At 70.9% G+C, this 12,023-nt stretch carries 9 protein-coding genes and 1 pseudogene; 8 read left to right on the forward strand and 2 right to left on the reverse strand.

Annotated features, from left to right (window positions below; translation table 11 throughout):
* The first annotated feature begins 501 nt into the window (after positions 1-501).
* The 8 genes and pseudogenes from OJ254_RS01595 (at position 502) to OJ254_RS01630 (ending at position 10,768) form a co-directional block, all read left to right on the forward strand.
* A pseudogene (locus OJ254_RS01595) lies at positions 502-4,106 on the forward strand (sensor histidine kinase).
* A gap of 9 nt (positions 4,107-4,115) precedes the next feature.
* Positions 4,116-4,529 (forward strand): roadblock/LC7 domain-containing protein, encoded by a 414-nt coding sequence (locus OJ254_RS01600; RefSeq protein WP_018087204.1) that lies wholly within the window; start codon positions 4,116-4,118, stop codon positions 4,527-4,529.
* 106 nt (positions 4,530-4,635) lie between these two features.
* The gene (locus OJ254_RS01605; RefSeq protein WP_261955488.1) at positions 4,636-5,046 is read left to right on the forward strand and encodes a DUF742 domain-containing protein; all 411 of its coding nucleotides are present in this window, start codon (positions 4,636-4,638) and stop codon (positions 5,044-5,046) included.
* Positions 5,027-5,620: a GTP-binding protein gene (locus tag OJ254_RS01610; RefSeq protein ID WP_261955489.1), complete on the forward strand. Its 594-nt coding sequence runs from the start codon at positions 5,027-5,029 to the stop codon at positions 5,618-5,620. Before OJ254_RS01605 ends, OJ254_RS01610 begins: the two co-directional genes overlap by 20 nt.
* Positions 5,621-6,023: 403 nt before the next feature.
* Positions 6,024-9,113, forward strand: a complete 3,090-nt coding sequence (locus OJ254_RS01615) for a sensor histidine kinase (protein ID WP_265360941.1) — start codon at positions 6,024-6,026, stop codon at positions 9,111-9,113.
* A 10-nt stretch (positions 9,114-9,123) separates the two neighbouring features.
* Positions 9,124-9,537 carry a roadblock/LC7 domain-containing protein gene (locus OJ254_RS01620; RefSeq protein WP_018087204.1) on the forward strand — a complete coding sequence of 138 codons (414 nt, stop codon included), beginning with the start codon at positions 9,124-9,126 and terminating at the stop codon, positions 9,535-9,537.
* 84 nt (positions 9,538-9,621) lie between these two features.
* Positions 9,622-10,209, forward strand: a complete 588-nt coding sequence (locus OJ254_RS01625) for a DUF742 domain-containing protein (RefSeq protein ID WP_423835800.1) — start codon at positions 9,622-9,624, stop codon at positions 10,207-10,209.
* The gene (locus OJ254_RS01630; protein WP_073447656.1) at positions 10,190-10,768 is read left to right on the forward strand and encodes a GTP-binding protein; all 579 of its coding nucleotides are present in this window, start codon (positions 10,190-10,192) and stop codon (positions 10,766-10,768) included. Before OJ254_RS01625 ends, OJ254_RS01630 begins: the two co-directional genes overlap by 20 nt.
* Positions 10,769-10,876: 108 nt before the next feature.
* On the opposite strand, the gene OJ254_RS01635 is transcribed toward OJ254_RS01630, so the two are convergent.
* Together OJ254_RS01635 and OJ254_RS01640 are read right to left on the reverse strand one after the other, a co-directional pair.
* Entirely contained in the window at positions 10,877-11,530 is a 654-nt protein-coding gene (locus tag OJ254_RS01635) for a DUF4360 domain-containing protein (protein WP_265360943.1), read from the reverse strand.
* 274 nt (positions 11,531-11,804) lie between these two features.
* On the reverse strand, positions 11,805-12,011 hold the full coding sequence (locus OJ254_RS01640) for an acyl-CoA carboxylase epsilon subunit (protein ID WP_261955493.1): 207 nt from the start codon (positions 12,009-12,011) through the stop codon (positions 11,805-11,807).
* Positions 12,012-12,023 lie beyond the last annotated feature (12 nt).

The raw sequence follows: 12,023 nt of genomic DNA on the forward strand, positions 1-12,023 counted from the left end.
TGCGCGCTATTCCCTCCGAAGTGCTGGGGAACTCAACGATCTTCCTGTGAGTTTGCTCACGAGCCGTGCGACAAAAGCCGCATTTCCCATGATCAACAACCCTGGGCGAATCGGACAATGACGGATTGAAGCGCACGTTCCGCTCCCGATCACCGCACCTGGGACAGCCGGCAGAGGCGTGCGACTCGCGGGCAAAAGTCCGATATCTCCAGCGCCTTCTTCTACAACTCGTGACGTGGTCCGTACATTGCGTCATCCACGTCACAGCCACCCGCTCCGCTCTTGTTGGAGATCCGGCACTGTGCTGGAATTCCACGGACCGCCGCACGTTTCAGCCGGCGCGCAGGGCGCAAGGTGGCGCCGCGCGGTGGTGCCGCTCTCTCGGCCAGAGGGGGCAGCCCGCCGGTCATTCACGACCGCCCATGGGGGATTCACGGTCCCCTATACGACTCGACACCGTCCCGCCGAGGTGGGACGCCTGGTCCAGAGGTTGCGACGCTAGTGCAGGGACGTTTCAAGAGGGATGGCAGCGCTGCGGCGGAACCGGAGCTGCGCGGCGGAACCGACCGCGCCTCCTCGCCCAGCGCGACCGCAACAACCCGGCGGGCGGCCTGACGTCGTCCGACCGCGGCGGCCAGGCGCCGGGCGGTGATGCCGCGGACACCGGTGCGCCCAAGGCCGCGACCGGCCCCGGTTCGCGAATAGCGCTGCGCAACTGGCGCATCAGCACCCGACTGGTCTCCCTGCTCGCGCTGCCCGTGGTCGCCGCCACCACGCTCGGCGGCATGCGCATCGCCACGCAGCTGGAGAACATCGACCAGCTCGACAAGATGCAGATGCTCACCGAGATGACCCGGCAGGCGACCGAGCTCGCCGACGCGCTGCAGGTCGAGCGGGACAAGTCGGCCGGTCCGCTGGCCGGCAGCGGCAACGCCAAGGACGACGCGAACGTCGTCGCCCCCCGTGAGGCGACCGACCGCGCCAAGCTGTCCTTCAACCAGGCCACCGGCGACATCCAGGGCCAGGACGCCACGATGGCCGGCGTCCGGGCGACCATCCTGGAGATCGGCCGCCAGCTCAACACCCTCAACGAGATCCGCGCCAACGCCTACAAGGACGACGGCAACACCGCGCGGACCGTCACCAGCTACAACCAGCTGATCAACTCGCTGCTGTCGCTCTCCCAGGACATGGCGCAGGCCACCAGCAACCCGGAAATGATCCGCAGTACCCGTGCGCTGGCGGCGTTCTCGTCGGCCAAGGAGTACGCGTCGATCCAGCGCGCCCTGATCAGTGCCGGCCTCGCCCACAAGGGCGGCCCGGAGCTGTCCGCCAACGACCGGCAGGCCGGCCACAACGCCGAGATCAGCGAGAAGGCCGCCCGGGACCGGTTCTCGCAGATCTACGCCAACAACGCCGGCGCGCTCACCCGCGGCCTGGACGGCAACAACGACGAGATCAAGGCGGCGTCCGCCTTCTCGCACCGCGCCTTCGCCAGCGCCTCCGGCATCCGCAGCCAGGACTACCGCTACCTCGACTGGTACGACTCCGACACCGTCAAGATCGACGAGATGTCGCGGATCGAGACCACGCTGCTGTCGGAGATGGAGCAGAAGTCCCGCGAGGCCCGCGACGAGGCCACGCAGGACGCCCTCATCAACGGTGCGCTGATCCTGCTCGTCCTCGGCGTCTCGCTGGTCGGCGCGTTCGTCGTGGCCCGCTCCATGGTCCGCTCGCTGCGCCGGCTGCAGGACACCGCCCAGAAGGTCGCCCAGGACCGGCTGCCCGAGCTGGTCAAGCAGCTCTCCGAGTCCGACCCGCAGGACGTGGACACCTCCGTCGAGTCGGTCGGTGTGCACAGCCGGGACGAGATCGGCCGGGTGGCCGCGGCCTTCGACGACGTGCACCGCGAGGCGGTCCGCCTCGCCTCCGAGCAGGCACTGCTGCGGGGCAACGTCAACGCGATGTTCACCAACCTCTCGCGCCGTTCCCAGGGTCTGATCCAGCGTCAGCTGTCGCTGATCTCCGAACTGGAGTCCCGCGAGGCCGACCCGGACCAGCTCTCCTCGCTCTTCAAGCTCGACCACCTCGCGACCCGTATGCGCCGTAACGGCGAGAACCTCCTGGTCCTCGCGGGTGAGGAGCCGGGCCGCCGGTGGACCCGCCCGGTGCCGCTGGTCGACGTGCTCCGTGCCGCCGCCTCCGAGGTGGAGCAGTACGAGCGCATCGAGCTCAACGCCGTCCCGCAGACCGAGGTCGCCGGCCGGGTCGTCAACGACCTCGTGCACCTGCTCGCCGAGCTGCTGGAGAACGCCACCTCGTTCTCCTCCCCGCAGACCAAGGTCAAGGTCACCGGCCACGCGCTGCCCGACGGCCGCGTCCTGGTCGAGATCCACGACACCGGCATCGGCCTGTCCCCCGAGGACCTCTCGGCGATCAACGAGCGGCTGGCCAGCCCGCCGACCGTGGACGTCTCGGTCTCCCGCCGGATGGGTCTGTTCGTGGTCGGCCGGCTGTCCCTGCGGCACGGCATCCGCATCCAGCTCCGGCCGTCCGACTCCGGCGGCACCACCGCACTGGTCATGCTGCCGGTCGACGTCGCCCAGGGCGGCAAGAAGCCGGCGCCGAGCACCGCCAAGAGCCCGTCCGGCGAGGTCGGCGGTGCGCCGGCCAGCCGGCTCGCCGGCCTCCAGCCGCGCGGCCAGGTCGGTTCCGGCCCGGGCGCCGGCGGCCGTCCCGCGCTGCCCGGCCGCGGCGGTCCCGGTGGCGCCCCGAACGCCTTCGGCGCCCCCTCCGGACGCCCCGCGCCCGCCGGCGCCGCACCCGGTGCCCCGGCCGCGGGCGGCGACGCCCGTCCGCCCGCCGCGCGCTCCGGCGGTGCGCGCCCCGCGCTGCCCACCCGCGGTGCGGACAACGGGCCCGCGGCGACCGTCGCCCCGCCCACCGGTGCGCCCCGCCGCGAGGAGCGCGCGGAGCTGCCGGCCCGCGGTCCGGCGGCCGAACTGCCGGGCGGTACGCCGGCCGGCGGCGGCCGCGGTGGCCAGGACGCCTTCGGCGGTCAGCAGCAGCCGGGCGGTACGAGCTGGGGTGCCCGCCGCGAGCGCGGCGGTCAGGACGACTGGCCGCTGACGCCCCGCGAGGCGCAGGACCGGCCGCGCGGCCACGAGGAGCCGGAGACCACCGGAAGCTTCGAGCGGCCCGCGCCGGCCGGCGGCCCCGGTGACACCGCCGAGTTCGCCCGCCCGGACTTCAACGCCCCGCCGCCCGCGGCGAAGGCCCCGGAACGCGAGCCGGACCGCTACGACACGGGTCAGTACGACACGGGCCAGTACCCGACGGACCGTTACGACACCGGCGAGTACCCCGCGGACCGCTACGACACCGGCGAGTACCCGGCGGACCGCTTCCCGCGGCCCGCCGCCGAGGCCGACCCGTACGAGACCGGGCAGCTCGACGCCCGTCAGCTGCGGCAGCCGGACGCGGGCCGGGCCGGTTACGCCGACGACCCGCAGAGCACCGGCCAGTTCCCGGCGGCCGGGCCGCAGGACGGCCGCGCGCCCGAGCCGGACGTGCTCGGCGCCGCCGACGCCGGTCCCGGTGACGGCCGTACGCCGATCTTCGACACGATCGAGTCCAACTGGTTCAGCCACCCGGCGGCAGCCGCTGCCGGTGTGCCGCCGCAGGGCCCCACCGAGGAGCCGGAGGCGCCGCGGCTGCCGCGCCGCGGATCCGCGGCGGCCCCGGGCGCGCCCGCCGAGCCGCAGGGCAACGCCGCACGCAACCCGGAGCGGGCCGACGCCACGGCGCAGTGGCGCAGTTCGCCGAACGACGAGACCTGGCGGCAGGCGGAGCAGATCCGTCAGCCGGCCTCGGGCGGTATCACCACCTCCGGGCTGCCGCGCCGGGTCCCGCGCGCCAACCTCGTCGCGGGCACCGCCCAACAGCAGCAGCCCGCCCAGAGCGGTCCGCAGGTCTCCCGCGCGCCGGGTGATGTGCGTGGCCGGCTGACCAATCTCCGTCGCGGTATCCAGCAGGGCCGGCAGGCCGGGACGTCGTCCACCGGCAACCACGGCATTGTCGATCCCACTCACCAGCAGGAGCGTTAGTTGAGTCCGATGAGCCAGGCGGCGCAGAATCTGAACTGGTTGATCACCAACTTCGTGGACAACACCCCCGGGGTGTCCCACACGGTGGTGGTCTCCGCGGACGGGCTGCTCCTCGCGATGTCCGAGGGCTTCCCCCGTGACCGCGCCGACCAGTTGGCGGCGGTGGCCTCCGGGCTGACCTCGCTGACCTCCGGCGCGTCCCGCATCTTCGAGGGCGGGAGCGTCAACCAGACCGTGGTGGAGATGGAGCGTGGCTTCCTCTTCATCATGTCCGTCTCCGACGGATCGTCGCTGGCCGTGCTCGCGCACCCCGAGTGCGACATCGGTCTGGTCGGCTACGAGATGGCCCTGCTGGTCGACCGCGCGGGCACGGTGCTCACGCCCGACCTGCGCGCAGAACTCCAGGGCAGTCTGCTGAACTGACGGCGTCCGCAGCGCCGCCCCGTCCAGCACCACACCACCCATTCGTGCCGCACCCCCCACCGGCCCAACCCGACGACAGCGCGCGCTGTCCCGTCCGGAGGACCCCATGACCCCGCCACCTGCCTCGCCCGGCCCGTACGGCGCCTACAGCCAAGCGCCGTACGGGAGCGAAGGTGACCAGCCGCTGGTGCGCCCGTACGCCATGACCGGAGGCCGGACCCGGCCGCGCTACCAGCTCGCCATCGAGGCGCTGGTCAGCACGACCGCCGACCCCGCCCAGCTGCCCGGGCTGCTGCCCGAGCACCAGCGGATCTGCCACCTGTGCCGTGAGGTGAAGTCGGTCGCCGAGGTCTCCGCGCTGCTGCACATCCCGCTGGGCGTGGCGCGGATCCTCGTCGCGGACCTGGCAGAGGCCGGGATGGTGGCGATCCACCAGCCCGGTGGCAGCGGCGAGGCCGGCGGTACGCCGGACGTGACCTTGCTGGAGAGGGTGCTCAGTGGACTTCGCAAGCTCTGACGGCGGCTTCGCCGCGAGCCCGGCCCGCGCCACCACGTCCGCGAAGATCGTGGTGGCGGGCGGCTTCGGCGTGGGCAAGACCACGTTCGTCGGCGCGGTCTCGGAGATCAACCCGCTGCGCACGGAGGCCGTCATGACCTCCGCGTCGGCGGGGATCGACGACCTCAGCCACGTGCAGGACAAGACCACGACGACCGTGGCGATGGACTTCGGCCGGATCACGCTGGACCAGGACCTGATCCTGTACCTCTTCGGTACGCCGGGCCAGGACCGCTTCTGGTTCATGTGGGACGACCTGGTCCGCGGTGCCATCGGCGCGGTCGTGCTGGTGGACACCCGCCGCCTGGCCGACTGCTTCCCGGCCGTCGACTACTTCGAGAACAGCGGCCTGCCGTTCGTCGTCGCCCTCAACGGCTTCGAGGGGCACCAGCCCTACACGCCCGACGAAGTGCGTGAGGCGCTACAGATCGGTCCCAACACCCCGATCATCACGACCGACGCCCGGCACCGCAGCGAGGCCAAGAGCGCGCTCATCACGCTCGTCGAGCACGCGCTGATGGCCCGGCTCCAGTAGGAACCGGCCGGCGCTCCGGTTCGTCATCAGTAGTGGACGGCCCGGCAGTTGATTCTCATGGGTGGCGCAGCCCTGCCCAGGGCTGCGCCCCACCATCCGCGAAGGGATCTGTGTCCTTCGACACGCCCACAAATTCGCTTCATAACGTTTCGACAGTGAATCCCCGAGGTTTCGACACCGCACGCGCATGCCCGGCTTCGCTGCGCTCACGGATCGCTTGTCTTTTGCTGCACCTCGCCCTTAACGCCCCTTTTATCTGAGGGCCTTCCGGGCCTGCTCCAGCTTTGCTCAGTGTTTGGAACGCACCGCCCTGACGTGCTGAAATTCGCTGAACTCCGGAGTAGGAACGCCCAGAAGAAACGGCACAGCAGGTAGTGCCGGCCGCCGAGAGGTTGTTGGTCGAGTGAGGCGAAGCACGTCTAGCCCCGAGCCGCAGGAACCGCGGCGGGGCAACTTCACCCCGCCACCGAGAGGTGGCGTACCGGCTTCCGACGCGCCCGAGGACACGGTCGCGAAGCCTCCGGTCACCGGTAGCAAGTACTCCCCGCGCAACTGGCGGGTGGCCACCCGGCTGAACGCGATCCTGCTGATCCCCGTGCTGCTCGCCCTGGTTCTGGGCGGCCTGCGGGTGAACACCTCCTTCGCCACCTGGCAGGAGGCGCAGGACGCGGAGAACACCGCGAAGCTCGTGCGTGCCGCGCTCTCCTACAGCACCGCCCTGATCGACGAGCGGGACCGCACCGCGGCGCCGCTGCTGGAGGGCAAGAAGAACGACCCGACCGTCCAGGAGGCCCGGGACGCCACCGACTCCGCCGCGGACGCGTTCCACAAGGCCGCCAAGGCCATGCCGGACAAGCCGGGCCTGAAGCGCCGGCTCGCCTCGTTCGAGAAGGTCGAGCCCAAGCTCCAGCAGCTGCGCCAGGCCGCGTACACCTCGAAGCTGCACGGTGTGCAGACCGAGGAGGGCTACGTCGAGGTCCAGCACCCGCTGATGGAGTTCGCCAACGAGCTCGGCCTGGGCACCGGCAACATCACCTCGTACGGCCGCACCGTCTACGCCGTGGCGCTGGCCAAGGCGGCCGAGTCGCTGGAGCGCTCGATCGGCACCCACCTGCTGGTCGACCCGGCGACGCCGCAGGGCGGCAAGGAGCACAAGCTCCAGCTGACCGCCTTCGCGTCGTACCGCTACCTGGAGGGCATCGCCATCGGCGAGTACACCTCCGGCGGCACCCCGGAGGACGTCGAGCGGCTGCAGAAGGACGCCGCCGCGCTGAAGCAGGCGGCGCAGCAGAAGATCGCACAGGCAAAGGAACAGGCACAGGCCGCGAACCGGCCGTTCCGCACCCCGCCGTCGATCGACCAGATGTCCACCTGGATCGGGACCGGCGCGGCGCCGGAGACGCTGAGCCTGAAGGGCATCACCTCCGACAGCTACTTCGCGGCCGCAACCGGCAAGTTCAACATGTACCGGTCCATCGAGAAGGACCTGGCCGACAAGGCCGTGAACGAGGCCGCGCAGATCTCCGCGGACGCCAAGCAGTCCACCTTCGTCGACTCCGCGATCGTGCTCGCCGCGCTGATCATCGCGTTCGTCGTGGCCGGTCTGATGGCCCGCCGGATGAGCCGCAACATGCGCCAGCTGCGCAACGCCGCCTTCGGCGTCGCCGAGCAGCGGCTGCCGATGCTGGTCGACCAGCTCTCCCGGACCGCCCCCGGCCGGGTCGACACCCGCGTCACCCCGATCCCGATCGCCACCACCGACGAGATCGGTGAGGTCGCCCGGGCCTTCGACCAGGTGCACCGCGAGGCCGTCCGGCTGGCCGCCGAGCAGGCGCTGCTGCGGGGCAACGTCAACGCGATCTTCACCAACCTCTCCAGCCGCAACCAGGGCCTGATCGAGCGTCAGCTGGAGCTGATCACCGACCTGGAGAACAACGAGGCGGACCCGGACCAGCTGGAGAGCCTCTTCCGGCTCGACCACCTCGCGACCCGTATGCGCCGCAACGGCGAGAACCTCCTCATCCTCGCCGGCGAGGAGCCGGGCCGCCGCTGGAACCAGCCGGTGCCGCTGGTCGACGTCCTGCGGGCGGCGATCAGTGAGGTCGAGTCGTACGAGCGAATAGACCTCACCGGGGTGCCGGAGAGCGAGATCCACGGCACCGCCGTGACCGACCTCGTGCACCTGCTCTCCGAGCTGCTGGAGAACGCCACCACCTTCTCCTCGCCGCAGACCAAGGTGCGGGTGACCGCGACCCGGCTGCCCGACGGCCGGGTGATGATCGAGATCCACGACAAGGGCATCGGGCTCACCCCCGAGGACTTCGCGGACATCAACCACAAGCTGGCGAACCCGCCGAGCGTGGACGCCGCGATCTCCCAGCGCATGGGCCTGTTCGTGGTCGGCCGGCTGGCCGACCGGCACGGGATCCGGGTGCAGCTGCGCCCCTCCGGCGAGCAGGCGGGCACCACGTCCCTGGTCATGCTGCCCGAGGCGATCACCCACGGTGGTGGCGGCGACGAGCAGTTCGAGGACGACTTCACGGTCTCCCGGATCGTCCCCGAGCACCAGCAGGGGGCCTACGAGGGCCACCAGCGCACCGCCGCCGAGCTGGGCTTCGACGACAGCCGCTACGCCCGCACGGACGCCGCGGACCTGGACATGGTCGGCCGCTCGCTGATGCGCGAGGAGCGCCGGGCCGCGCTGGAGGCACAGACCACCGGTGGCGAGCGCCCGGCCGAGGGGCCGGAGGTCGGCAATCCGCTCTTCCGCGACCCGGCGACGTCCGCCACCGGCTACCAGGGCCACCCCGCCCCGGGCTATCCGGAAGCTGATCAACCGCTCTACGACGACCGGTCGCACGGCAGCCAGGCGTTCGGTGATCTGGGCTTCCCGGAGACCACCGGCCAGCAGCCATACGTCTCGCACGAACCGGTACAGCCGGACGAATGGTCCGAACGCCACGCATTCGAGGGCTACTTCGGGACCGAAGCGGAATCTGACCGGAATACAACTGCCGCTCCCGCTGACGCGCCCGAGCGCGTACCATTCGAGCGTCCGGGCCCCACACCGAGCGACTCGCACTCGCTGACGGACGCCGGCCTTCCGCGCCGCGGAGGCCGCGACCAGCAGGCAGAGCAGTTTCAGCAGCCGCGGAGCGCGCCGGAGACCGGCCAGGACGGCTCCGACTGGCGCAGCTCGAACGACGAGCGCTGGGAGCGGGCGGAGCGGCTGCGCGAGCCGAAGGCGGGCGGAGTCACAGCCTCCGGTCTTCCCCGTCGGGTGCCCAAGGCCAACCTGGTCGAGGGTGCCGCGGAGCAGACCCCGCAGGGCGGCCCCCAGGTCTCCCGCGCCCCGGAGGACGTCCGCGGCAGGTTGAGCAACCTGCGCCGCGGAGTCCAGCAGGGACGCAATGTCGGCACGGACCCCTCCGGGGTCCCCCAGAATGACCAACAGGGCTTCGGCCCCGGCAGCACCTACGATCAGGAGCGTTAGTGTGAGCCCGATGAGCCAGGCGGCGCAGAATCTGAACTGGTTGATCACCAACTTCGTGGACAACACCCCCGGGGTGTCCCACACGGTCGTGGTCTCCGCGGACGGACTCCTTCTCGCGATGTCCGAGGGCTTCCCCCGTGACCGCGCCGACCAGTTGGCGGCGGTGGCCTCCGGGCTGACCTCGCTGACCTCCGGCGCGTCCCGCATCTTCGAGGGCGGGAGCGTCAACCAGACCGTGGTGGAGATGGAGCGTGGCTTCCTCTTCATCATGTCCGTCTCCGACGGATCGTCGCTGGCCGTGCTCGCGCACCCCGAGTGCGACATCGGTCTGGTCGGCTACGAGATGGCCCTGCTGGTCGACCGCGCGGGCACGGTGCTCACGCCCGACCTGCGCGCAGAACTCCAGGGCAGTCTTCTCAACTAGCAAACAGGCAGTGCGTTTCCCGCCGCCGCGTCTTATGGTTCGGTGGCGCGACCGGCGTCAGACAGGCAAGTTGAAGGAGGAGACGTGGCAACGCCCCCTAGCGGATACCCGTACGGTTCCGGGCAGGAGTCCGGGCCTGTGGGCGAGACCCATCACAACCGCTTCAACTTCCCGTCTGCGCCGAGCCGCCGGTCGCAGCGGCCCCAGCCATCGCAGCCGGGGCCGTACGACTCCCAGCCGTACGAGCCGTCGGTGTACGACCAGCCGCAGCCACCGCGCATCCAGCCGGTGCAGCCGCCGCGGAAGCCCGAGCCCGCCCCCACCGGGGCGAACAACCCGCTCGTGCGCCCGTACGCCATGACCGGTGGCCGGACCCGGCCGCGCTACCAGCTCGCCATCGAGGCGCTGGTCAGCACGACCGCCGACCCGGCCAAGCTGCAGGGCCAGCTGCCGGAGCACCAGCGCATCTGCCACCTCTGCCGCGAGATCAAATCGGTGGCCGAGATCTCGGCCCTCCTCTCCATCCCCCTCGGCGTCGCCCGAATCCTCGTCGCCGACCTGGCGGAGGCCGGGCTCGTCGCCATCCATCAGCCCGGCGGGGACGAGACCGCCGGCGGACAGCCAGATGTGACACTGCTCGAAAGGGTGCTCAGTGGACTTCGCAAGCTCTAGCGGTGCAGCCCGCTCCACCACCTCCGCGAAGATCGTGGTGGCGGGCGGCTTCGGCGTGGGCAAGACCACGTTCGTCGGGGCCGTCTCAGAGATCAATCCGCTGCGTACCGAAGCCGTGATGACCTCCGCCTCCGCGGGGATCGACGACCTCACGCACGCGCCGGACAAGACGACCACGACCGTGGCGATGGACTTCGGCCGGATCACGCTGGACCAGGACCTGATCCTGTACCTCTTCGGTACGCCGGGCCAGGACCGCTTCTGGTTCATGTGGGACGACCTGGTCCGCGGTGCCATCGGCGCCGTCGTCCTGGTGGACACCCGCCGCCTCGCCGACTGCTTCCCGGCCGTCGACTACTTCGAGAACAGCGGCCTGCCGTTCGTCATCGCCCTCAACGGCTTCGACGGGCACCAGCCCTACACGCCCGACGAGGTCCGTGAGGCCCTCCAGATCGGCCCGGACGCCCCCATCATCACCACGGACGCCCGGCACCGCAGCGAGGCCAAGAGCGCGCTCATCACGCTCGTCGAGCACGCCCTGATGGCGCGCCTGCGCTAGCACCGCCGCGTACCGGCCCCCCGTGCCCGTACGCCGCACCAGCCGGAAGGCCCCCACATCGCGTGATGCGGGGGCCTTCGGCGTGTCCGCGGCACGAGCCGCGCGCGGCTACTTACGTGCCGGGCACTCCTTCCAGGCGAAGTGGTACACGGTGTTGATGCTGCCGTCGGTGGAGTCCATGGCCATGAAGCTGGTGGCCTTGGGGTCGGCCGACTTGCCGTCCACCCTCAGCTCGGTGTTGATGTTGAAGTAGCGCTCCTCGCCGCAGGGCGCGTAGACGAGGGCGTCGATGTCGGTCTCGTCCGAGGACTGCCAGTTGTTGTCGTAGGGGCCGGCGAAGCTGTGGCTCTTGCGGGCCGTCTGCTGCTGGCCCTGGAAGTAGTAGTTCGCCTGCTCCAGGCCCTTGGCGCCGGGGGCCAGCGAGGCGTAACCGCGGTAGTCGGCGCGGGCGATCGCGTAGGTGAAGCCCTGCGGGACGTGGACGTTGAGGGCGATCTGGCAGTTCTTGCGGGCGTCGGTGGGCTTGCTGGTGCCGCCCGCCTGGGCGAGGTACTCGCTGTAGGTGACGGTGAAGGCGGTGTTGTCGGGGGCGATGGCCACCGCGGCGCTGCCGGGTCTGCAGCCCGATCCGTTGACCGTGGCGACGGTAATGGTGATCTTGCCGGACGGCGGGTCGTCGCCGAACCGCGCTGGGGTGGGGGATGCCGATCCGGCGAGGAGCAACGATGCCACTGCGGCACCAGCACTGAGCGTGCTGAGCATGGGCTCTTCCTTCCGGTCGTCCTAGGCCCGCGGGGCGGGAACACCAGGAGTGGGGATGACGAGCGCATGCCAGCACGGGGATCTCCCCTTGACCAGCTCTGCTCCGCAGGATTGGGGCGAACCTACGCCTTGATTCGGACGTCGGCTACCGAATCGGAACCCCCGGACGCCGTGGTACTGATGCGACGTCAACTACCTTTGCTCACAAGGAAGTTGAAAAGGGAACAGGAAGGGCCCCGCAGCCGTGCCGCGGGGCCCTTCCGTGGGTGTTCTCTCAGCGCTGCCAGCTGGTCGCGCCGTGGAAGCCGGTCTGGCGCTCCAGGCGGCGCCAGCGGGCGGCGGTGGCGCGCGGGCCGGCCGGGGCGGCGGCCGGGCGGTGCGCGGCGCGGGCCAGCAGGACGGCGGTCAGGGCGGCGAGCTCTTCCTCGCTGGCCTGGCCCTTCTCCACGCGGATCGGGTCGGTGCGGTGGGCAGGATTCACGGTGTCTTCTTC

The sequence above is a fragment of the Streptomyces endophytica genome (assembly GCF_026153355.1).
Classification (GTDB): domain Bacteria; phylum Actinomycetota; class Actinomycetes; order Streptomycetales; family Streptomycetaceae; genus Streptomyces; species Streptomyces endophytica.

Bases quoted from the DNA above. Each gene is read 5' to 3' on its own strand.
- OJ254_RS01635 (WP_265360943.1), bottom strand. From the start codon at position 11,530: ATGCTCAGCACGCTCAGTGCTGGTGCCGCAGTGGCATCGTTGCTCCTC.
- OJ254_RS01600 (WP_018087204.1), top strand. From the start codon at position 4,116: ATGAGCCAGGCGGCGCAGAATCTGAACTGGTTGATCACCAACTTCGTG.
- OJ254_RS01605 (WP_261955488.1), top strand. From the start codon at position 4,636: ATGACCCCGCCACCTGCCTCGCCCGGCCCGTACGGCGCCTACAGCCAA.
- OJ254_RS01620 (WP_018087204.1), top strand. From the start codon at position 9,124: ATGAGCCAGGCGGCGCAGAATCTGAACTGGTTGATCACCAACTTCGTG.